Origin of the sequence: Leucobacter sp. cx-42 (genome assembly GCF_014529985.1) — a bacterium.
GTDB lineage: Bacteria > Actinomycetota > Actinomycetes > Actinomycetales > Microbacteriaceae > Leucobacter.
Genome location: NZ_JACVMU010000010.1, coordinates 90649 through 111155 on the forward strand (window position 1 = coordinate 90649; position 20507 = coordinate 111155).

The 20507-nt window shown below is 64.0% G+C and carries 23 protein-coding genes; 14 read left to right on the forward strand and 9 right to left on the reverse strand.

Annotation, left to right across the window (positions count from 1 at the left end; all coding sequences use genetic code 11):
* Positions 1–67: 67 nt before the first annotated feature.
* Both ICM05_RS10475 and ICM05_RS10480 read right to left on the reverse strand, forming a co-directional pair.
* Positions 68–370 (reverse strand): hypothetical protein, encoded by a 303-nt coding sequence (locus ICM05_RS10475; RefSeq protein WP_188024539.1) that lies wholly within the window; start codon positions 368–370, stop codon positions 68–70.
* Between the two features lie 248 nt (positions 371–618).
* On the reverse strand, positions 619–2817 hold the full coding sequence (locus ICM05_RS10480; RefSeq protein WP_188024540.1) for an ATP-dependent Clp protease ATP-binding subunit: 2199 nt from the start codon (positions 2815–2817) through the stop codon (positions 619–621).
* A gap of 254 nt (positions 2818–3071) precedes the next feature.
* Here ICM05_RS10480 and ICM05_RS10485 point away from each other — a divergent pair, with 254 nt between their 5' ends.
* On the forward strand, positions 3072–4349 hold the full coding sequence (locus ICM05_RS10485) for an MFS transporter (protein ID WP_188024541.1): 1278 nt from the start codon (positions 3072–3074) through the stop codon (positions 4347–4349).
* A gap of 65 nt (positions 4350–4414) precedes the next feature.
* On the opposite strand, the gene ICM05_RS10490 is transcribed toward ICM05_RS10485, so the two are convergent.
* Complete coding sequence (locus ICM05_RS10490; RefSeq protein ID WP_188024592.1) at positions 4415–5584, reverse strand: acetyl-CoA C-acyltransferase; 1170 nt, start codon at positions 5582–5584, stop codon at positions 4415–4417.
* Positions 5585–6209: 625 nt separating this feature from the next.
* On the opposite strand from ICM05_RS10490, the gene ICM05_RS10495 reads away from it, so the two are divergent.
* Genes ICM05_RS10495 through ICM05_RS10505 form a run of 3 tightly spaced genes read left to right on the forward strand, consistent with a single transcriptional unit; the run spans position 6210 to position 8204 of the window.
* Positions 6210–7049: a TipAS antibiotic-recognition domain-containing protein gene (locus tag ICM05_RS10495; protein ID WP_188024542.1), complete on the forward strand. Its 840-nt coding sequence runs from the start codon at positions 6210–6212 to the stop codon at positions 7047–7049.
* 14 nt (positions 7050–7063) lie between these two features.
* Positions 7064–7387, forward strand: a complete 324-nt coding sequence (locus ICM05_RS10500; RefSeq protein ID WP_188024543.1) for a hypothetical protein — start codon at positions 7064–7066, stop codon at positions 7385–7387.
* A 40-nt stretch (positions 7388–7427) separates the two neighbouring features.
* Positions 7428–8204, forward strand: a complete 777-nt coding sequence (locus tag ICM05_RS10505; RefSeq protein WP_188024544.1) for a hypothetical protein — start codon at positions 7428–7430, stop codon at positions 8202–8204.
* A 220-nt stretch (positions 8205–8424) separates the two neighbouring features.
* On the opposite strand, the gene ICM05_RS10510 is transcribed toward ICM05_RS10505, so the two are convergent.
* On the reverse strand, positions 8425–10425 hold the full coding sequence (locus ICM05_RS10510) for a M13 family metallopeptidase (RefSeq protein ID WP_188024546.1): 2001 nt from the start codon (positions 10423–10425) through the stop codon (positions 8425–8427).
* A gap of 131 nt (positions 10426–10556) precedes the next feature.
* On the reverse strand, positions 10557–10745 hold the full coding sequence (locus ICM05_RS10515) for a hypothetical protein (protein WP_188024548.1): 189 nt from the start codon (positions 10743–10745) through the stop codon (positions 10557–10559).
* A gap of 127 nt (positions 10746–10872) precedes the next feature.
* Between ICM05_RS10515 and ICM05_RS10520 the strand changes: the two genes are divergently transcribed.
* Both ICM05_RS10520 and nucS read left to right on the forward strand, forming a co-directional pair.
* Positions 10873–12234: an MATE family efflux transporter gene (locus ICM05_RS10520; protein WP_188024550.1), complete on the forward strand. Its 1362-nt coding sequence runs from the start codon at positions 10873–10875 to the stop codon at positions 12232–12234.
* Between the two features lie 17 nt (positions 12235–12251).
* Positions 12252–12944, forward strand: a complete 693-nt coding sequence (gene nucS / locus ICM05_RS10525) for an endonuclease NucS (protein ID WP_188024551.1) — start codon at positions 12252–12254, stop codon at positions 12942–12944.
* 408 nt (positions 12945–13352) lie between these two features.
* Here nucS and ICM05_RS10530 read toward each other — a convergent pair whose 3' ends face one another.
* Positions 13353–13967 carry a TetR family transcriptional regulator gene (locus tag ICM05_RS10530; protein WP_188024553.1) on the reverse strand — a complete coding sequence of 205 codons (615 nt, stop codon included), beginning with the start codon at positions 13965–13967 and terminating at the stop codon, positions 13353–13355.
* A 120-nt stretch (positions 13968–14087) separates the two neighbouring features.
* Between ICM05_RS10530 and ICM05_RS10535 the strand changes: the two genes are divergently transcribed.
* From ICM05_RS10535 to ICM05_RS10550, 4 genes are read left to right on the forward strand one after another with little or no spacing between them, the layout of a single operon-like run.
* Positions 14088–14768 carry a biotin transporter BioY gene (locus ICM05_RS10535; RefSeq protein ID WP_188024554.1) on the forward strand — a complete coding sequence of 227 codons (681 nt, stop codon included), beginning with the start codon at positions 14088–14090 and terminating at the stop codon, positions 14766–14768.
* A gap of 4 nt (positions 14769–14772) precedes the next feature.
* A complete protein-coding gene (locus ICM05_RS10540; RefSeq protein ID WP_188024556.1) occupies positions 14773–15471 on the forward strand; it encodes an ABC transporter ATP-binding protein in 699 nt (232 codons plus the stop codon).
* Positions 15468–16088, forward strand: coding sequence for an energy-coupling factor transporter transmembrane protein EcfT (locus ICM05_RS10545; RefSeq protein ID WP_188024557.1), 621 nt, complete (start codon positions 15468–15470; stop codon positions 16086–16088). Before ICM05_RS10540 ends, ICM05_RS10545 begins: the two co-directional genes overlap by 4 nt.
* A gap of 29 nt (positions 16089–16117) precedes the next feature.
* The gene (locus tag ICM05_RS10550) at positions 16118–16705 is read left to right on the forward strand and encodes an SseB family protein (RefSeq protein ID WP_188024558.1); all 588 of its coding nucleotides are present in this window, start codon (positions 16118–16120) and stop codon (positions 16703–16705) included.
* A gap of 85 nt (positions 16706–16790) precedes the next feature.
* Here the strand turns inward: ICM05_RS10550 and ICM05_RS10555 are convergent, their stop codons facing one another.
* Complete coding sequence (locus tag ICM05_RS10555) at positions 16791–17390, reverse strand: HdeD family acid-resistance protein (RefSeq protein ID WP_251364630.1); 600 nt, start codon at positions 17388–17390, stop codon at positions 16791–16793.
* Positions 17391–17639: 249 nt separating this feature from the next.
* On the opposite strand from ICM05_RS10555, the gene ICM05_RS10560 reads away from it, so the two are divergent.
* Entirely contained in the window at positions 17640–17936 is a 297-nt protein-coding gene (locus ICM05_RS10560; protein WP_188024559.1) for a cupin domain-containing protein, read from the forward strand.
* Positions 17933–18418: a GNAT family N-acetyltransferase gene (locus ICM05_RS10565; RefSeq protein WP_188024560.1), complete on the forward strand. Its 486-nt coding sequence runs from the start codon at positions 17933–17935 to the stop codon at positions 18416–18418. The genes ICM05_RS10560 and ICM05_RS10565 overlap by 4 nt, the downstream gene beginning before the upstream one ends.
* 95 nt (positions 18419–18513) lie before the next feature.
* Here ICM05_RS10565 and ICM05_RS10570 read toward each other — a convergent pair whose 3' ends face one another.
* Positions 18514–18915 carry an acyl-CoA thioesterase gene (locus ICM05_RS10570; RefSeq protein ID WP_188024561.1) on the reverse strand — a complete coding sequence of 134 codons (402 nt, stop codon included), beginning with the start codon at positions 18913–18915 and terminating at the stop codon, positions 18514–18516.
* Between the two features lie 401 nt (positions 18916–19316).
* Between ICM05_RS10570 and ICM05_RS10575 the strand changes: the two genes are divergently transcribed.
* A complete protein-coding gene (locus ICM05_RS10575; RefSeq protein WP_188024563.1) occupies positions 19317–19535 on the forward strand; it encodes an SCO4848 family membrane protein in 219 nt (72 codons plus the stop codon).
* Between the two features lie 77 nt (positions 19536–19612).
* Positions 19613–20011, forward strand: a complete 399-nt coding sequence (gene tagD, locus ICM05_RS10580) for a glycerol-3-phosphate cytidylyltransferase (RefSeq protein ID WP_188024565.1) — start codon at positions 19613–19615, stop codon at positions 20009–20011.
* A 97-nt stretch (positions 20012–20108) separates the two neighbouring features.
* On the opposite strand, the gene ICM05_RS10585 is transcribed toward tagD, so the two are convergent.
* The gene (locus ICM05_RS10585; RefSeq protein ID WP_188024566.1) at positions 20109–20480 is read right to left on the reverse strand and encodes a YbjQ family protein; all 372 of its coding nucleotides are present in this window, start codon (positions 20478–20480) and stop codon (positions 20109–20111) included.
* Between the last annotated feature and the right edge of the window lie 27 nt (positions 20481–20507).

Below are 20507 nucleotides of genomic sequence, written 5' to 3' on the forward strand. Positions count from 1 at the left end.
GAGTCCCGCGTCGTGCTGTGCGCTCAGCCGGGCAGCATTTGCTACGCCACTCTGGGCCCCGGGACATTCAAAACTCGCCCCAATAGCTCCGGAACTCGGGCACGACAACTGCACGTTCCCAAACCTCTACCGCAAGGAATTCGCAGAGTTCTTCGCCCTGGACAAACCACTCCCGATCAAGAAACTGTGCCTCGCTGAGTTGGTCAGCATCGTCGAGCTCCGCATCTGCAGCTCGCTGCCATTGGCTTCCCCAGTGCCTCAGCTCACTCGCGAGCGATTCGCTCAGCCCGACATCAGCGGGCTCCACAGGACCGAGACCACGTCCCCATAGTGGCCAGTCATTGCCGTGTGCAGGCAAGAGTCGCAACACTCTCAGATTTCCTTCACGAACCATCAAGTCACGTTCTTGAACCTCGGACGCTGAGCACTCGCGTTTCCCCAGCACCCAGCCGATCTGGCCCGCAGCGACCTTGGCCGACATGCGAGTGCGTTCTGTTCCACTCAGATACGGCGTATTTGGCATACGAGGTCTCCTAACTTGAAAACAGAAAGTGGTGGGTCCGGTGCGATCACCGGACCCACCACTGTGCTCCGCTTAACTAAATTACTTTCGTGCGGCTAGCAGTCCGCGCCGAAGCTCGAACCGACGACCGGAGCTCCCTCATTGTGGAGCTCAAGGCTGTTGCCATCCGCCGCGACATCCATGCGGATCGCATCGCCATCGTGCACCGTGCCCGAGAGGATGGCCCGCGCGAGGCGGTCATCAATCTCGGTCTGCATGAGGCGGCGCAGCGGACGAGCGCCGTAGACGGGGTCGTAGCCGCGATCCGCCAACCACTGACGCGCAGCCGGGGTGACGCCGACGGTGAGGCGACGATCCGCCAGTCGCGACTGGAGACGGTCGACCGACAGCCCGACAATCTGCGCGAGGTTCTCGCGCGACAGCGGGTGGAAGATGACCATCTCGTCGAGACGGTTGATGAACTCAGGCTTGAAGGCGCGGCGCACGGTCTCGCGAACGGCGCTTTCCTTCTCAGCCCACTGCAGATCGGGATCGACCAGGTACTGGCTGCCCAGGTTCGACGTGAGGATCAGGATCACATTGCGGAAGTCGACCGTGCGGCCCTGACCATCAGTCAGGCGACCATCGTCGAGCACCTGCAGCAGCACGTCGAAGACCTCGGGGTGTGCCTTCTCGACCTCGTCGAGCAGCACGACCGAGTACGGCCGACGGCGCACAGCCTCGGTGAGCTGGCCGCCCTGTTCGTACCCGACGTACCCCGGAGGGGCACCAACGAGTCGCGAGACCGAGTGCTTCTCGCCGTACTCGCTCATGTCGATACGCACCATGGCGTGCTCGTCATCGAAGAGGAACTCGGCGAGCGCCTTGGCGAGCTCGGTCTTACCGACGCCGGTGGGGCCGAGGAACAGGAACGATCCGGTCGGCCGGTTCGGGTCAGCGATACCAGCACGGGTACGGCGCACGGCGTCAGCCACCGCGGTGACCGCGTCGGTCTGGCCGATGAGACGCTTCCCCAGCTCAGATTCGAGCGCGAGCAGCTTCTCAGTTTCACCCTGCATGAGGCGGCCAACGGGAATGCCCGTCCACGCAGCCACAACGCCGGCGATGTCTTCGTCAGTGACCTGGTCGTTCACCATGCGCGGTTCGCCATCAACGAGGTCGGCAGCTTCGGCCCGCTCGGCCTCAGCAAGCTGCTTCTCAATGACGGGGATCTCGCCGTACAGGAGCTTCGACGCACGCTCGAGGTTGCCCTCGCGCTGGGCGCGCTCGGCATCCATACGCAGGCGGTCGAGCTGCTCACGCAGTTCACCCACGCGGTTCAGCGAGGCGCGCTCACGCTCCCAGCGGGCTTCGAGCCCACTGAGCTCGGTCTCCTTCACTGCGAGGTCAGCACGCAGCTTCGCGAGGCGCTCCTTCGATGCGTCGTCCTTCTCCTTCTTGAGCGCGAGTTCTTCGAGCTTCAAGCGATCAACCGCGCGACGCAGCTCATCGATCTCCATCGGGGCCGAGTCGATCTCCATGCGGAGGCGCGACGCAGCCTCGTCGATCAGGTCAATCGCCTTGTCCGGCAGCTGGCGCGAGGTGATGTAGCGGTCAGATAGCGAAGCCGCGGCGACGAGCGCCGAGTCGGCAATCGTCACCTTGTGGTGCGCCTCGTACCGCTCCTTCAGGCCACGCAGGATCGCGATGGTGTCTTCGACCGCTGGCTCGCCAACGTACACCTGCTGGAAGCGGCGCTCGAGGGCGGCGTCCTTCTCGATGTACTCGCGGTACTCGTCGAGGGTCGTCGCACCGATGAGGCGCAGCTCACCGCGGGCAAGCATGGGCTTGAGCATCTGCGATGCCGCAACCGAGGATTCCCCGCCACCAGCACCCATGAGCGTGTGCAGCTCATCAATGAAGGTAATGATCTTGCCGTCAGATTCTTTGATCTCCTGCAGCACAGCCTTCATGCGCTCTTCGAACTCACCTCGGTACTTCGCACCGGCGATGAGCGCGGAGATGTCGAGGCTGATGAGCTCCTTATCCTTCAAGGACTCGGCGACGTCACCAGCAACGATGCGCTGGGCAAGCCCCTCAACCACGGCGGTCTTACCGACACCGGGTTCACCGATCAGTACCGGGTTGTTCTTTGTGCGGCGGGTCAGCACCTGGCTCACGCGGCGAATCTCGGCGTCGCGGCCAATGACCGGGTCAAGCTTGCCCGAGCGTGCAACCTCCGTCAGGTTCACGCCGAACTGCTCGAGTGCGCTCTGGCCCTCTTCGCCCTGGGCCGGAGTCCAATTTGCCTGCATGTCGCTCCTTCGTTGCTGTCGTGTTTCTGCGGGCGGATCGCGCCAAAGCGGCGCACGTGCTCAAAGTTGAGCTTAGTTGACTCAAGTTTAGCGAACCGTGAGCAGAAATGCCAGGTCGGAGGGCATCATTTGCCACCTGTTCACTATGAGCTAACTCCCTTACGGCCGGGTTCGCAAGCCCAAATTTGAGACGCTGTTCCGCGCCGCTCAACACTCCCTGTTCACAACACACATTCGAGATAGAGTGGCCGTCTATGACAAACGCGGCCCCCACTCCGACCCCGACTCACAGCCGAGCAACCTGGGTCTTACTCATCGCCGCCGTCTGCCTCGTTGCGCTAAATCTGCGCATGACCATCACGGGCGTCGGCCCGCTGCTGGACGAGATTGCCGCGACCGAGGGTGGCAGCCCCGCGGTACTGGGACTGCTCGCGTCTATCCCGCTGTTTAGCTGGGCCGCGTTCTCGCCACTCGCGCAGTCGTTCGCCGCAAAAGTCGGCATCGACCGCGCGGTGAGCTGGGCACTGCTCGCCCTCACGCTCGCGAACGTGTGGCGCGTACTGCCAGGCTCCCCCATCAATATCTGGGCCGGAACCGTCCTCCTCGGCGCCTCCCTCGCCGTCGGCAACGTCCTCATCCCAGCAACAATCAAGCGCGACTTCGGGCCCCGCGTCCCGCTCATGATGGGCGTCTACTCCGCTCTCCTCAGCGGTGCCGCGGCCATCGGCGCGGGCATCGTCGCCCCCATCTCCCACTTCACCCCGGTCGGCGGCGAACCGCTTGGCTGGCGCATCGGCCTCTTCGCGACAGGCCTGCTCGCGTTCCCCGCGCTCATTCTGTGGGTCATCGCGTCGCGCGTACGGACCAAGAGCGAGGGCGCGGATCGCGACGCTGCCGCGGCAGGTGCTGCTCGATCCGCCGCCCCGCAGTCAAAGCTTGGACTGCGCGTCTGGACCGATCGGGTCGCGTGGACGATCGCGATCTACATGGGATGCCAATCGGCGACGTTTTACACGTGGGCGACCTGGCTCGTGTCGGTCGACATGTCGCGCGGCACGACAGCGATCGCCGCTGGCGCGCACATCATGGTCTACCACGTGAGCGGAATGATCGGCTCGTTTGTCACGCCGTTCATCTGGCGCGGGAAGCTGAGGAAGATCTATCCGCCGCTGCTGCCCTTCATCATGGGGCTCTGCGCCATCGGCTTCATCGGGGCGCCCGGCATCTTCGTGCCGCTGCTCGCGGTGAGCGGATTCATGACCGGCTCATCACTCAGCGTCGCCCTCACCCTCGTCGTGCAACGCTCGGGCAACGCCGACGTCGCCGCCGCCGCCTCAGGCATGTCGCAGTCGCTCGGCTACCTCATCGCGGGTATCGCACCGGTGCTGTTCGGCTGGCTCTTCCAGGTGGGCGGCAACTGGTGGCTGCCCCTCATCGTTGTGCTCCTCGCGACGCTTACCCAGACCGCCGCGGGCCTGTCGCTCATGCGCGAGCGGATGGTCTTCGGCCGCGCACACGACGTGCAGGCGTAGTTCGGGCGCACAAAGGGGCGGGCGTCTGGAATACCGGACGCCCGCCCCTTTGTGCGTGCTGAGGTTTAGACCGCGCGCAGAATGACCGCGCTGCCCTGGCCGCCACCGCCGCAAATTCCTGCCGCACCGAGTGAGCCGGAGCCCAGCTCGGCGAGCTGGCGGGCGAGCGTACCTACGATCCGCGCCCCGGATGCGCCGATCGGATGGCCGAGCGCGATCGCACCACCGTGACGGTTCACGATGTCGGCATCGATGCCAAGGTCGCGCACCGACTGCACCGAAACTGCCGCGAATGCCTCATTGATTTCCACGGCCGCAAGATCGGTTGCAGCCGCATCGATCTTCGCAAGCGCGGCGCGGATCGCCTGCGCAGGCTGCGAATGCAAGTGCGTATCGGGGCCCGCGACAAACGCGGTTGCCTCGACGCGAGCAAGCGGGGTCAGCGCGAGGCGCTCAGCTGCGGCCTCGCTCACGATGACGAGCGCAGCTGCGCCGTCGGTGATCTGCGAGGCGTTGCCCGCGGTGATCGTGCCGTCTGCCGCGAACGCGGGGCGCAGACCAGCGAGCGACTCGGTCGTGGTGGTCGCGCGAATTCCGTCATCGGTGGCGACGACCTGGTCTCCGCGGCGTGACTTCACGGTGAAGGGTGCGATCTCGCCCGCGAGGAAGTCTTCTGACTCCGCTGCGAGCTGGTGCGAGCGGGCTGCGATCGCGTCCTGCTCGTCACGCTTGAGGTCGCGATCGGCGTTGCCCGACTCGGTCAGCGCGCCCATCGCGGTCTTGCTGAATGCGTCGGTAAGCCCGTCGTGCTCGGCGGTGTCAACGAGGGTGCCGGGGCCGAACTTCACGCCAGCGCGTAGGGCAATGGTGTGGGGTGCGAGCGACATCGACTCCTGGCCGACGGCCACGACGATATCCGCCTCGCCAGCCTTGATGAGGCGAACCGCCTGCGAGACCGCCTCAGTTCCCGAGAGGCAGACGGCGTTGATCGTGATCGCGGGAACGTTCAGCGGAATGCCCGCGCCGATAGCGGTCTGGCGAGCGGGGTTCTGACCTGCTCCAGCCTGGAGCACCTGGCCAGCGACGAGCTGATCGACCTGGTCGGGCGCGATGCCAGCGCGCTCGAGCGCCGCCGCGGTCGCGTGTGCACCGAGCGCCGTCGCGGGCTGAGCCGCGAGCTGGCCGGTGAACTTCGTAAACGGGGTGCGGGCGTAACCCACGATCAACGCCGACATCATCGTCTCCTTCACTGCCGCGGATCCGCTCACACGGCGACCCCACCATCTTGCCGGGTTCTGCGCGTGCGCGCACGCACGGTTTGCCCATGTTGGGGGTGCGCGGGTGTGCAAGGGTGCGGGCTTCCGTTCCCTTCTCCCCTCCGCCCCACCATTTGCCGCAAATATGTGATCTGCCATCAATATGTTGTTTGGCGGCGAATTCTGCGTATTAGCGGCCTAATGCATATCTGCGGCGAAAGACGACTGGCCCAAGGCAAGGGTGGCCGCGCGGCCACCCGCGGCAGCCCCAATTCTTGTCATTCCAGCCGGGTGGCACCTTGATTCCGGCTGCCGCGGTTGGCCCTGCTGGCCAACCTTGCCATTGAAGTAGTTGCTTTGCTGGGTTCCGCCTCTCGCTATTTCGCTTCAGTATGCAATCGAGCGTCGGTAAGGCGCATTTGTTCGTTTTGGTTTTACCGGAGGCACTTTTTCTTACCGGGGAGAAGTGAGTTGGGTCGTTCTGCGGCGAAAGCGCTTTTCAAGCACACTTGTCCTTGACGTAACGTCAAGTTTTAACGTGAACTGTGGTGAGCAACCGTTCGCTAGAAAACAGCAAAAGCCACAGACAGAATCAGGCAGCACCATGGAGTACTCGATCCAGCAGACCGCACGCGCGGCCGGCACCACGTCGCGCGCGCTGCGACACTATGCCGCGATTGGCCTGCTCGAGCCGAGCCGCATCGGCACGAACGGGTACCGCTTCTACGACGATCGGGCGCTGCTGCGGCTGCAGCGGATCCTGCTACTCAAAGAGCTCGGACTCGGCCTCGAAGCCATAGGCGAGGTGCTTGCGGCGCAGGATGCGCAGACAAGCCGGCGCCCAGACAAGAAACCGGCCGAGGTTGAGATTCTCGAGTCACACCTCGCGCTGCTCGAACGCGAGCGCGATCGGGTGGCTGCACAGATTGGTTCGGTGCAGCGCACGATTGCGGCACTGAACCGCGACGGGGCGCAGGTCCAGCGGTCTTCTTCACAGCCAGATATTCAGGAGATGAACCTCATGGCAGAGAACATGTTCGAGGGCTTTGACCCCACCGTCCACAGGGAAGAAGTGGAGCAGCGCTGGGGCGCTGCCGCCTACCAACAGAGCGATGCGTGGTGGCGGTCACTCTCGAAACGCGACCAGACTGAATGGCAGGCGGCGGTAGCTGAGCTGTCGCGCGACTGGGCTGCAGCCGCGGAGCGCGGCGAAGACCCCGCCGGCCAGGCTGGCCAGGCGTTGGCGGCCCGTCATGTTGCGTGGCTCCGCAGTGTGCCAGGCACTCCGGCTGCAGATCCCGAGGGCGACCTCCGCGGCTACGTGCTCGGCCTCGCAGAAATGTACGTCGCCGATGACCGCTTCGCCGCGAACTACGGTGGCACGCAGGGCGCCGAGTTCGTGCGTGCCGCGCTCGTCACCTTCGTTAAGGCAGGACTACGTTAACTCACTGACCGGTAGTGGAAGACAACAAGCGGATTCGCGTTGCCGAACTTTCGCCTCTTCATAGGCTTGGCGGCATGAAAACCACCCTCGCCGAAGCCCTTGAAGCGGCCCGTGCGCTGCCAAGCGCGCCTCGTCCTGAGGTTACTCCGTCGCTTTTCGCAAAAGTCGAAACGGATGAAGCTCGATATGCGACTTTGAAGGCCGCGGTCAACCTTGGCATCGCACAGCTAGATCGAGGCGAAGTAGTCGAAATCCTGCCGGAGGACATCGAAACTTACGTTCACGGGCTCGGGCAGATTGCGGCAGAACGAGCAGCGAAAAAGGGCGTAGATGAGTAGTCATCCGTAGGACAACCCCAAAACCGCTACGCTTCAAATCATGTCAAGCAAGGGTCTCGGAGATTTCTGGGTTGTAGTCGCACAGGTCGTTCCTGTCTTTGCATTAGCACTTGTACTGGAGGCCCGGAATTATGCAAAGAAGTTCTCCGGCAAGAAGGGTCTTACCAAGAAAGGTAGGCGGGTCCTTGGCAGGACTCTGCTAGTCGTTTCAATCGCACTCACTTTTTCGTTCTCTGTAGCGCTTTCAAGCATCCTCACCGGGCAGCCAAAGTCCACACCTTCTACTTTCGACATAGCTCTCGCCGTCATAGCCTTTTTCGCTCTATTCGGTGCGCTTCTCTTAGTGTTCTCGATACCCATCGGCGAGGCTGTAATGCTCCTCACAACGCCTCTGTCCAAGAAGCGGATTACCTTATATCGAAGATTTCGCTTGCGGAAAATCTCTCGTGGCATTTCGCAATCAGAAGCGGCACTTGCAAGGATCACTGCGGCGCTTGCAGAACAGCGTCGACGAATCATGCTTTCGAGGGCAGAATGTCACATTCTGCTATCTAAGCTTGAGCGGTCACGTCCTTATGAGCTTTCCGGCAGGGCGCTCCAAGAATGGAAGCAGGAGTATCACAAAGCCTCCGAGTTGCTTGAGGCCACTGAACATGATGCTCGCATGCTTGAAGAGGCTGAAAGACTACTGTCTAAAGAAAAAAAGAGCCTTCGAAAGTTCCGAAAGCGCGTTCAAAAAGTTGCTTACAGCACACTAACCAAAGATTCACGCGCCTTACTAACGTCACAGCTCAGAGAGTTTTCGCTACGAAGCTAAGGTTGATGCGGCTGCTTCGTATCAGTAAGCGCCTTCGGGACTTCCGTCCGCATTGCACAATCGGGCTTGCCGTTTCATTCTCAACAGAACCAGGCAAGCGTAAACTACTTCGTTACAAAAACGCGGCAGTGGCCCGGGCACAATCAAGTGCCCGGGCCACTGCCGCGTCTACGGCCTCACCCGCTAGCGCACGGACGCACAAGCGAGACTAGACGAAGAATTACCAGATGCTGACGCGCTCTTCGGGGTCAAGCCAGAGCTTGTCACCGGGCTTGGTTGCGTACGCCTCGTGGAACGCCTCAAGGTTCGCGACAATCTGGTTGCAGCGGAACTCGTTCGGCGAGTGCGGGTCAATCGTCAGCAGGCGCACGGTCTCTTCGGGGCGTGACTTCTGCTGCCACGCGGTCGACCACGAGAGGAAGAAGCGCTCTGCGCCGGTGAGACCGTCGATGACGGGTGATGCTGCGCCGTCGAGTGATCGAACGTACGCCTTCCACGCGATCTCGAGACCCGAGAGGTCGCCGATGTTCTCGCCGATGGTGAGCTCGCCGTTGACCTTCTGACCGTCAGCACCCTCGGGCGAGAGCTCGTTGTACTGGCCGATGAGTGCGCCGGTGAGCTTCTCGAAGGCTGCGCGGTCGTCTTCGGTCCACCAATCGGTGAGCTTGCCGTCACCGTCGTAGCGCGAACCCTGGTCGTCAAAGCCATGGCCGATCTCGTGACCGATAACCGCGCCGATCGCGCCGAAATTCGTCGCCGCGTCCCACGTGACGTCGAAGAACGGGGGCTGCAGAATCGCAGCGGGGAACACAATCTCGTTGAAGCCCGGGTTGTAGTACGCATTGACCGTCTGCGGGGTCATGAACCACTCGTCTCGGTCAATCGGCTTGCCGATCTTGCCGAGCTCGCGCACGAACTCCTGCTCGGAGACGTGACGCGAGTTACCAATGAGGTCACCCGAGTCGACGACGAGCGCCGAGTAGTCACGCCACTTCACGGGGTACCCGATCTTCGGGGTGAACTTGTCGAGCTTTTCGAGTGCGCGCTCGCGGGTTGCGGGGCTCATCCACTCGAGGTCGGTGATCGAGTCGCGGTACGCCTCGATGAGGTGCGCAACGAGCTCATCCATTGCAGCCTTTGCACGCTCGTCGAAGTGACGCTCGACGTAGATGCGGCCGACTGCCTCACCCATTGCGCCCTCAACGAACGAGACGCCGCGGCGCCAGCGCTCGCGCTGCTCGGGCGCACCGGTGAGTGCGGTGCCGTAGAAGTCGAAGTTTGCGCGCGAGATCTCCTGCGAGAGGAGGGCAGCCGAGCCGCGCACGATCTGCCAGACGAGCCATGCACGCCATGCCTCGAGTTCGTCAGCGTTGTCGCGTGCGCCAGCGAGAAGTTCGGCGAGACCGGCAATGGCCTCGGGCTGTGCCGCGACGACCTCGGCGAATGCCGACTCGGGTGCGCCCATGGCTGCGAGGTATGCCGTCCAGTCGAGACCGGGGGTCAGCTCCTGCAGGCCGGCGAAGTCACGCAGGTTGTACATCTTCTGGATGTCGCGGCTCGCGACTTTGTCCCAGTGTGACGACGCGATGCGCGCCTCAAGCTCGTACGCGAGGCCGCCCAGACGGTCTGCGTCGGCAACGCCAGCGAGGCCGAGCATGCGCGAGATGTGCGCGCGGTACTGCTCGCGGATCTCAGCGAACTGCTCCTCACGGAAGTACGATTCGTCAGGCAGGCCGATGCCGCCCTGCATCACGAAGGTGATGTAGCGCGAGGGGTCGCCCGGATCGTTGTCGATGAACATGCCGTAGAAGCCACCGACGCCAGCGCGCTCAAGCTGCGCGGTGACCTCGATGAGCTCGTCGACCGAGGCGACGCCGAGCGCGCGCTCGAGGTCTGCACGAATTGGCTCAGCGCCAAGCGCGTCAATACGCTCGGTGTCCATGAAGCTTGCGTAGAGCGCAGCCACCTTGTCTGCCTCGGTCACTGCAGGAGCGCCAGGCGCGGGTGCTGGCGTGCCGGTGATGATCTCGCGTACCGCTTCTTCAGCGTTCTCAGCGAGCACGGCGAACGAGCCGTACCGCGCCTTGTCTGCTGGGATCTCGGTGCGGTTCATCCACTTGCCGTTGACGTGGCGGAACAGGTCGTCCTGCGGGCGGACGGCAGCATCGAGCTCAGCGAGGTCGATGCCTGATACGAGGGGGCCGTTTGCTGCGTTGCTCATGCGATTCAGACTACAGAGCACCACCGACATTGCGGTAGATGATCGCCGAGGGCGCAAGCGCGTCACAGCACACGCTCAGCCCCCGGCGTACCTCACAGCAGCTCAGTGCGGTGGGAACGGACCGTCAGAACCTATGCGTCGTCTTCCTCATCGTCAGTAAAGGCGTCTGGATCAAGCGCCGGAACATTCGTCGCTGGCCCCAGATGTGATGCGCCGCCTTCTTCACCCCAGCCGTGACCGGGCGTGTGCGCGGGATCGGAGTCGTGATCCTCCCCGTGCCCCTCGTGTGCCGCATGCTCACGTTTTTCATCGGTATTCATCGTGTTTTCCTCCAGATCTTCACTGATTGGATTCGGTTACTACCCATGTTCGCGCGTTTGGGCCCGATCCGCACCCCCTCTGGTGCAATCGGGCGGCGGATCACGCTTCGCGACTACCCTGAAAGGCATGTCCACATCTGCTGTGTCCCAGACGCCGCCTCCGCCCCTGCCGTCGCGCCGCACGATTGATCGCGGCATTGCGCACCTGGCGATTCCGGCGCTTGGCGCGCTCATGGCGGAACCGTTGTTCCTGATTGTGGATTCCGCGCTCGTGGGTCACCTCGGCGCATCGCCGCTCGCCGGTCTCGCGGTTGCGGCCGCGATCCTGCAGACCGCGGTCGGTCTCATGATCTTCCTCGCGTACTCGACCACCCCGATCGTCGCGCGGCGCCGCGGCGCGGGGAATCTGCAGGGCGCGGTCCAGGCTGGCATCGATGGTCTCTGGCTCGCCTTCGCTCTCGGCGCGGTCGTTGGCGCCGTGATGTGGATCCTGTCACCCCAGCTCGTATCGCTCTTCGGCGTCACGGGTGAGACGGCAGAACATGCGCGGATCTACCTCTCCGTCTCGTGCTTCGGCATCCCCGCGATGCTCGTCGTCTTTGCGGCGTCGGGTCTGCTGCGCGGACTCCAAGACACCAAGACCCCACTCGTCGTCGCGACCGTCGGCTTCGCCGTGAACGCGCTCCTCAACTGGTGGTTCATCTACGGCCTCGGACTCGGTGTCGCGGGCAGCGCGTGGGGCACCGTCGTCGCGCAGTGGGGCATGGTGCTCTGCTATCTGGCGGTCATTTCGCGTCACGCGCGGAAGCACGGCGCTGGCTTCTTCCCGCAGCGCGACGGGCTCAGCCACGCGGGCCGTAGTGGCGGTTGGCTGTTCATCCGCACGCTCGGGCTGCGCGCCGCGCTCCTCGCAACCGTCTTCGCCGCGACCCAGCACGGCACCGAGGCCACCGCGGCCTACCAGATCGTGTTCACCATCTTCTCGACGGCGGCCTTCGCTCTCGACGCACTCGCGATCGCAGCCCAGGCGATGGTGGGTGACGCGCTCGGCGCACGGAACGCGGATCGTGCCCGCCTCATCGTCCAACGCACCCTTTTCTGGGGCGTCATCTGTGGAGTGGTCATTGGCCTGCTGCTCATTGCCGTGAGCCCCGTGCTCGGCGGACTCTTCACGAGCGACCCCGCCGTGCGCGAGCTGCTGCCGCCGTCCCTCATCACGCTCGCGATCGCGCTGCCACTCAGCGGCTTCGTGTTTGTGCTCGACGGCGTACTCATGGGCGCGGGCGACGCGAGGTACCTCGCGTGGACCAGTCTCGCGAATCTCGCCTGCTACCTGCCCTTCCTCTGGGCGGCGACCGTGTTCCTGCCTGCGGGATCCGCCGCCCTGGTCGGAATCACCGCGGCCTTCATGGTCGTACTCATGCTCGCGCGCGCAACCACACTCGGATTGCGCGCACGCAGCGATCGGTGGATGGTTCTCGGCGCATAACCGGTTACACTGGCTCGGTGCGAATCGTGGTAGCTGATTGTTCTGTTGACTATGCGGGACGACTGTCCGCGCATCTCCCCCGCGCCAAGCGCGTGCTGATGCTGAAGGGTGACGGCAGTATCCTCGTTCACTCGGACGGCGGATCCTACAAGCCCCTCAACTGGATGAGTCCTCCCTGCTCCATGCAGACCCTCGAACTCGACGAGGGCGTGCGCGAGGTCGGCGTCATCGAACAGTGGCAGGTCACCCACAAGAAGACCGCAGACAAGCTCATCGTCTCGATCTACGAGATGATTCACGACTCGTCGCATGACCTCGGTGTCGACCCCGGCCTCATCAAGAACGGCGTCGAGGCACACCTGCAGGAACTCCTCGCGAGCCAGATCGACCTGCTCGGCGATGGCCACACTCTCGTGCGCCGCGAGTACATGACCGCGATCGGCCCGGTCGACATCCTCGCGCGCGATGGCGAGGGCGCATCGGTCGCCGTCGAGATCAAGCGCCGCGGCGAGATCGACGGCGTCGAACAGCTCACCCGCTACCTCGAGCTCATGAACCGCGACCCGAACCTGCGGCCCGTGCAGGGCGTCTTCGCGGCGCAGGAAATCAAGCCCCAGGCGCGCACCCTCGCCGAGGACCGCGGCATTCGCTGCGTCGTGCTCGACTACGAGGCGATGCGCGGGCAGGAAGACGTGAACGCGCTGTTCTAAGCGCACATTAAAAGAGGGTGGCCGCTGCGCGGCCTCCTTTTCTACCCCTGCTGAGGGTTTTGTTTCGCTTCGGTATGGGATCGCGCTTCGGCATGCCCAAAATCGCTGATTTGGTCTTACCGAGGTTGCGATTTCTGACCGTGGCTCAGTGGTTTTGGCACAAGTGAGCTACTTTGGGGCATGCCTGAGGAGTGGCCCTGTGCTGCCTGTTAGGCTGCCGCGGGCGGCCTTGCGCCCGCCCTTGCCTGTGGCATGTTTGGGCTGGGATTCAGTGAGGTGTGGCGTCACCGAGCGAGAGGCTCGGCGGGCGTCTTGCCTGGGTCTGCAAATCGACCGTCGTCAGCATGAACGCAAGCAGATTCGTCTTAACGACGGTCGTTTTCTAGACGAGGGCAAGAAGCGCAGAAGCTAGGGACGCTCCGCGCCAATGCCGGTGAGGATGATGTCGATGCCACGGGCGAAGGACTCGGCGACGGATCCGCGGCCTGATCCGCCATCATCGGACGCGGCAGGGTCGGCATCGCGCGGGCCAGCCGCTCCGTCACCAGCGCCGGCCCCGGCAATGAGCGCGCCGAACTCGGCCGCCTGCAGGTAGGTCTGGGTCGACTGCGCGTGCCCGAACGAGAACAGCAGCAGGGTGCGGGCACCGTCGGGGCCGACGAGCTCGGTGAGGCGCTGCTCGATCGCGATGGTCCCAGTGTGGAACGCGCTCGCGGTCGCGACGACATCGGCGCCGTCGCGCACGGCCAGCAACGCATCGCGCAGGGCGAGGCAGATGGCGCGCGCCATGGTGAGCGGATCGTTTCCCGCGGCCGCACGCACGGCTGCTGAGTGGAGGACTCCGGCGACGATTTCGTCTGCCATCAGGGCAAGCAGGGACTGCTTGTTGGGGACGTGGTGGTAGAGCGCGCTGACCTGCACCCCGATCTCGGATGCGACCCGGCGCATCGAGCAGTTTTCGAGGCCGTGCTCGTCGAGTACGCGCAGCGCAGCGGCTACGACGTCGGCACGGCTGTTGCGCATGGCACCATCTTATGACTAACCTGAACACTGTTCACCAGAACACTGTTCAGGTTGATCGCGACGGCGAGCGCACTCAGCTCGCCAAGCTACGATCACCATTACAAGACCGAAGGAAATACCATGACGCCCGCAGAGGCCACTCAGATCCCCGAACTGCCGAAGCAGGAGCAGGGATCCGCCAATAACGAAGCCGGCAAGGCCGCCAAGCGCTCGGCCACCAAGCGCAGCAAGCCCGGCACCGACATCGCGCTGATTGCGACGTTCGCGGCCGTAATCGCGGCGTGCGCGCTGCTGCCCGCGCTCAATGTTGGCCCGGTTCCGATCACGCTGCAGACGTTCGGCGTCATCCTCGCTGGTGCCGTGCTCGGCGCACGCCGCGGCTTCCTCGCGGTCCTCCTCTACCTCGCGCTCGGCACAATTGGCATCCCGGTCTTTTCCGGCGGATCAGCCGGCCCCGCAGTCTTCGCAGGCCCCTCGGTTGGCTACCTCATCGCCTTCCCCTTCACTGCGCTGCTCGCAGGCTTCATCGTCGAGCGCCTGCCGCGCGCAAAGATCGCCGCGAGCCTGCCGCTCATCTTCATCGCCGGCCTTGCGAGCAGCTTCGTGTTCATTCATCCGCTCGGCATTCTGGGCATGTCGAAGGTGCTCGATCTCACGCTCCAGCAGGCGTTCCTGGCCGACCTCGTGTTCTGGCCTGGCGATGTAATCAAGAACATCCTGGTCGCGATTGTGGCGACCGCGGTGCATCGCGCGTTCCCGCAGATTCTGCCGGTCCGCCGCAAGGCGCAGCCGGTAGCCTAATTCGGTGATTGTTTTCGAGAACGCTGAAGTCCGCAGGCCTGACGGGTCGGGGATCATCCTCGAACCCGTCACCCTGCGGCTTTCGGAATCACTCATCTCGATCATTGGCCTGAATGGCTCGGGCAAATCGACGCTCGCGCGCATGATGAACGGCCTCGTCGTCCCGGATACCGGACGGGTGCTCGTGCTCGATCCCGTGAGCAATGATTGGCTGGATACGGCTCGCAAGGGATCCGCCGTCCGTCGCACGGTCGGATTCTCGTTCACTGATCCCGCCGCCCAGCTCATCATGCCCACGGTCATCGAGGACATCGCACTGTCCCTGCGCCGCGAGTACAAGCAGAAGGCGGATCGGCTCGCTGCGGCCCACACCGTCCTCGACCGTTTCGGGTTGGCGGATCTCGCAGACCGCAGCGTCCACCAGCTCTCCGGCGGCCAGCGCCAGCTCGTCGCCCTCGCATCGGTCCTCGCGACCGACCCCGCGGTACTGGTCGCCGATGAACCAACCACGCTCCTCGATCTGCGTAACACCCGCATGATCGGTGACCTGCTCTACACACTCCCCCAGCAGACATTCATCGTCACCCACAACCTCGAGCTCGCCGCCCGCGCCGAGCGCACCCTGGTCGTGCACGAGGGGCGGATCGCCTTCGACGGCACACCTACCGAAGCGATCGCGCACTACCGGGAGCTCGCAGGGTGAGCACCGCGGTTCTGGGGGCGTACATCCCCGGCGGCGGACCCCTGCACCGGCTGCGCCCCGGCGCGAAGCTCCTCGGCCTCATCGGCTTCTCGGTCGCGGTCATCGCGACCTCGGGCGTCATCCCGACCGCGATCGCCCTCGCGCTCGGCATCGCCCTCGCGCTGCTCGCAGGCCTGCGCGGTCGCGGGCTGCTGCGCGTCGCTCGCGGCTTCGCGATTGTGGCGGTGCTGCTGTTCGCGTTCCAGCTCTGGCAGAGCGACTGGCAGCACGCCTTCGACGTGGTCGGCGGATTCTTCGCGCTCATCCTTGCGGCGAGCGCGCTCACGGCAAGCACGTCGGCGGCCGACATGCTCGAGACACTCACCTGGGCACTCGGACCACTGCGGATCTTTGGCGTGCGCCCGGACCGGGTGGCGCTGACGTTTTCGCTTGCGATCCGCGCGATTCCGTCCATGTTGGAGGTCGGTCGCGAGACCGCCGACGCCGCACGCGCACGCGGTCTGGAACGGAGCCCGCGGGCCAGGCTCGTCCCGTTCGTACTGCGCGCGGTGGCGCAGGCGGAGCGCACGGGTGAGGCGCTCGCTGCGCGCGGGCTTGATGAGGCGGATCGAGCGTGAGCGCAGCAGCGGGCGCGTAGGCTAGACGCATGGCATCACAGGATCAGGCGCAGGACCAGCCCCAGGACGAGACTCCCGTCGCGGCACCCGTCGAAGAGCAGGCGGACGCGGTCAAGGCGACCGACGCCGAGGCCGACGCTGAGGCAACCGACGGCGCTCCCGAGGAGCCCGAGATCCCAGCCGAGGTCCACAAGGACTACGAGAACACCGCAGCCCGCGAGGCGCTCACGGCGTTCCACGCGACCCCCGACTACGAGCACCTTGCGGCGCTGCTGAATTCGTTCCGCGAGGGCTACCTTGTTGCCGACGTGAGCGGCACCGGCGGCAAGCGCCGCGGACCTCGCGTGCGCACGATCCGCTCCACTCGCGGTCAGCTGGTGCTCCCGCTCTTCACATCGCTCGCCGAGCTCCGCGCGCTCACTCCCGAGCACAAGCGCAGCGAGGTCAAGGGCGCCGTGCTCCCCGCGCGCGATGCGCTCGGCCTCATCCACTCCGACCGCTTCATTGCAGCCGAGTTCGACAAGTCATCGGCGTCGCTCGTGCTGCTGCGCAAGTACATCACCCTCGCGCACAGCGACGAGGAGATCACGGCCGAGTCGCTTGAGGCGATGAAGTAGGCGGATCCGCGCCCCACGCACCAACGCGAACGGGCCGGGCAGGGATTGCTCCCTAGCCCGGCCCGTTCGCCGTTGTTCAGCGGTATTAGCGCATCAGCTGCTCGACGGCGTCGGCAGGAGTCTTGATGGTGAATGCGCGGATGATCTGCATGATGCCGAGCACGAGCATCGAGATGCCGATGAGCCACCACAGGGTGATCGCACCGAGGAGGGGCGACATGATGAGGGTGAGGCCAGCGAGGATGCTGATGATCGCGTAGATGATCGTCCAGATCTTCTTGCCCTCGATCTTGCTCAGCATGGTGAGGGCGATGATGCCCTCCATGAGCCAGAGCACACCGATCGTGATCGACAGGAAGAGCGCGAGCACAGCACCGGTGGTGTTGAGGTTCACGGCCATGACGATGCCGCCGATGATGTAGAGCAGGCCGAGCAGGATGTGGCCGGTGCGTGCCCAACCACCCTTGGTGCGGCTGAAGATCGCGCCACCAAGGTAGACGACGCCGGCAACGAACGCGTACGCTGCGACGATTGCAGCGACGACGCTGACGGTGAAGCTTGCCGACTTACCCGGGAAGATCAGGATGAGCAGGCCGAGCACAGCTGCGACCAGACCGCCAACACCGAACATGATGCGGGTCGCGTCGGTTGCCTTCGCAGCAAACGGAAGCTGGTTCTGAGTCAAGGGTTTCTCCTCTTGAGTGCTTTGCGGGCCTCACGGTTGGGGTCCGTAGTTGTTCCCATTGTGTACCAATTCAGGCAATTTGTGGCAGAACCATCGCGAACAAATTGGTAACGCACACGGCGTTACAGAAAACACGCGACGGAATGGACAAAATCACCGCAAAAATCGTCCAAAACGCCTATCGCTCGCGCGGGATCGGCGGGATACGCTGGCGACAGCCCAAAACTTTCAACGCAGAAGGACATTTCAATGACGCAAAATTCAGGCTCCACCGGCACCGTTCAGCTCGAGACCGAGGTGCTGCGCGCGACCGAGTGGGTGATCGAGCCCGGCGGCGCGATCCCCATGCACCCGCACCACTACGACTACGTAGTCGTCCCGATGATGACCGGCACCATGCACGTGCTGAACTCGGACGGCACCGAGATCGTCGCAAACCTCGTTTCGGGTCAGAGCTACACCCGCGCAGCAGGCGCAGAGCACCGCATCGAGAACCGCAGCACCGACACCACCGTGGTGTTCGTCGAGGTTGAGCGCTTGGCATGAGCGAGCCAACTGCAGCTACCTTGGTCATTCGCCCGGTCGCCGCTGGCGATCAGGCGGGCTGGGCCGCGCTGTACCGCGGCTACCGCGACTTCTACAAGCGCGAGCACAACCCCGAGGTCTATGAGACGGTGTGGGGTTGGCTGGAGGATCCGGCGCACGAAGTCCGCGGACTCGTCGCCGAACTCGATGGCGAGCTCGTCGGCCTCGGCCACTTCCGCACCTTCGCACGCCCGCTCGATGGCGTGACGGCGCTGTTCCTCGACGACCTGTTCACCTCGCCCGCCGCACGCGGCAAGGGCGCGGCAACGCAGATCCTCGATGAATTGGCGCGGATCGCCCGCCGCGAAGGCGCAGCCCTCGTCCGCTGGATCACCGCCGAAGACAACGCCACCGCCAAGCGTCTCTACGACAGCCTTGCGGCGCGCGTGCCCTTCGACACCTACGACATGCAGCCGGCGGCGCTCCCCGGCGCTTCGGCCTAGGTCACTTACAGCTGACACCGGGGGGTCGGTCGGTGGGCGCGGATCCGCGCTCTCGTCCGGCCCCTCGGTCGTCAGCGGGTACTCGTCAGCGGGCTTTACGCCTGGCGAAGACGCTCCGTCGCGACCGTTGGCTCCGTCTGGCCGTGCGGCCAGCTCTTACCTTCGGCATCGACCGCGACGAACACGATGCGGTCGAGCGTGAGCACTTCCTGACCTGTGACGGCGTTCTCGACACGGCAGCTCATGGTGAGCGAGGTGCGGCCGAACTCCTTCACGGAGTATTCGAGCACGAGCAGGTCACCGCGGGCAGCGGTCGAAACGAACGCAATCTCAGATACATAGCGGGTGACGACGTTGATCGTGCCGAGCTGCATCGTCGCGATGATCGCGGCCTCTTCATCGACCCAGTGGAGCAGACGCCCGCCGAACAGGCTGCCGTGCTGATTCAGGTCTTCAGGCTTGACCCATTTACGGACAAGAATTCGCGCGTCACTCATGGCGCAAGTGTACCGCTGGCTATATGCCGTCTAACGCTCAGCTCAGACACTGTCCAAGCTGCGTTCACGCCGTGGTCGCACACAGCGTCCACCCCGCCGCCGCCCAGGTTGAGTGAATAAGGCCGTCCGGCCGCAGGCCGGCCCGTTTCTCTCCCTGGCAGCACCCGCGATGAGTCGCGTTGGCTGCCAGCCCGCGTCATTCACCCCCTACGCGACACCCAACCACGCGAAACTAGCCTTTTCTCCCGAAACCAGCCCTTTTCATACGCATGAAACACCCGCCCTCGAGAGAAACACCCCTTCTCGCGGGGTTGGCAGCCCAGCGGCGGGGTTGACTAGCTCAGCGGCGAGATCATCACCCAAACCGGCACTCCCCCAGCCCAACGGGATACCCTGGCAACGTGTCGATTCTCGCTGGTATCTTGCTGCTCGTAAACGCCGTCTACAACTTTGTCGTATGGCCACAGTTCTGGAAGCGGGTTGCTGCCGATCCGCGCGCCCGCGATGAGGCAGGCCGCCCCACGAAGTTCTACACGGTGCACCGCGTGCTCATCTCGATCGCGCTCGTCATCGCGGCCGCATCGGCTGTCGCTGGTGTGCTGGTGTTCTTCATCGGCTAACAGCCCCGGTCTTCGCCAGCGCATTCTTCTGCCGCTTACCCTGCCGTCATTCAGCGGTCACGCATAGGATAGATATCGTGAAGCGAATTCTTACTTACGGCACATTTGACCTCCTGCACTGGGGTCACATCCGCCTGCTCCGCCGCGCTCGTCAGCTCGGCGACTACCTCGTCGTTGCCGCGTCGACCGAAGAGTTCAACGCTGGCAAGGGCAAGAAGACCTACCACGACTTCGACACCCGCAAGAACATGCTCGAAGCTGTTCGCTACGTCGACCTCGTCATTCCTGAAACCGACTGGGATCAGAAGATCAACGACGTCAAGAAGTACGAGATCGACACCGTCGTCATGGGTGGCGACTGGGAAGGCGATCCCCGCTTCGAGATCCTCAAGGACTACTGCGAGGTCATTTACCTCGATCGCACCGAGGGCGTCTCGACGACCAAGATCAAGAAGGATCTCGGCGTCAACGCCTAGTTCCTCACGCAGAAGGAGGGGCGCGGATCCGTTTGCTGGATCCGCGCCCCTCCTGCTTTGCGCAGTGCTGGCCGCGTCGGCCCAGCACCGCATGCGACTACTGCTGCGGGGGCTGCACCGGCATCTGCGGCTGAGCCTCGCCCGCGTATCCGGGGATCGGCTCGATCACGACGGCGGTGCCGTACGCGCAGAACTCCGTGAAGTTGCCAATCGCGCCCGAGTCGAAGCGCATCGCGATGACGGCGTTGGCGCCGCGGGCCTGGGCCTCAGCCCACATGCGGTTCATCACTTCCCAACGCGATTCGTAGATGACCTTGGTGTACTCGGGCATCTCGCCGCCACCGAGCGAGCGGAAGCCCGCTGTGAAGTTCTGGCCGAAGTTCGCCGAGCGCACGGTGAGGCCCATAACTTCGCCCATGACCTGGGTCACCTTGTATCCGGGGACTTCATTGGTAGTGACAACAAACATAGCTGAGACGCTCCTTGCGGGGTTTTC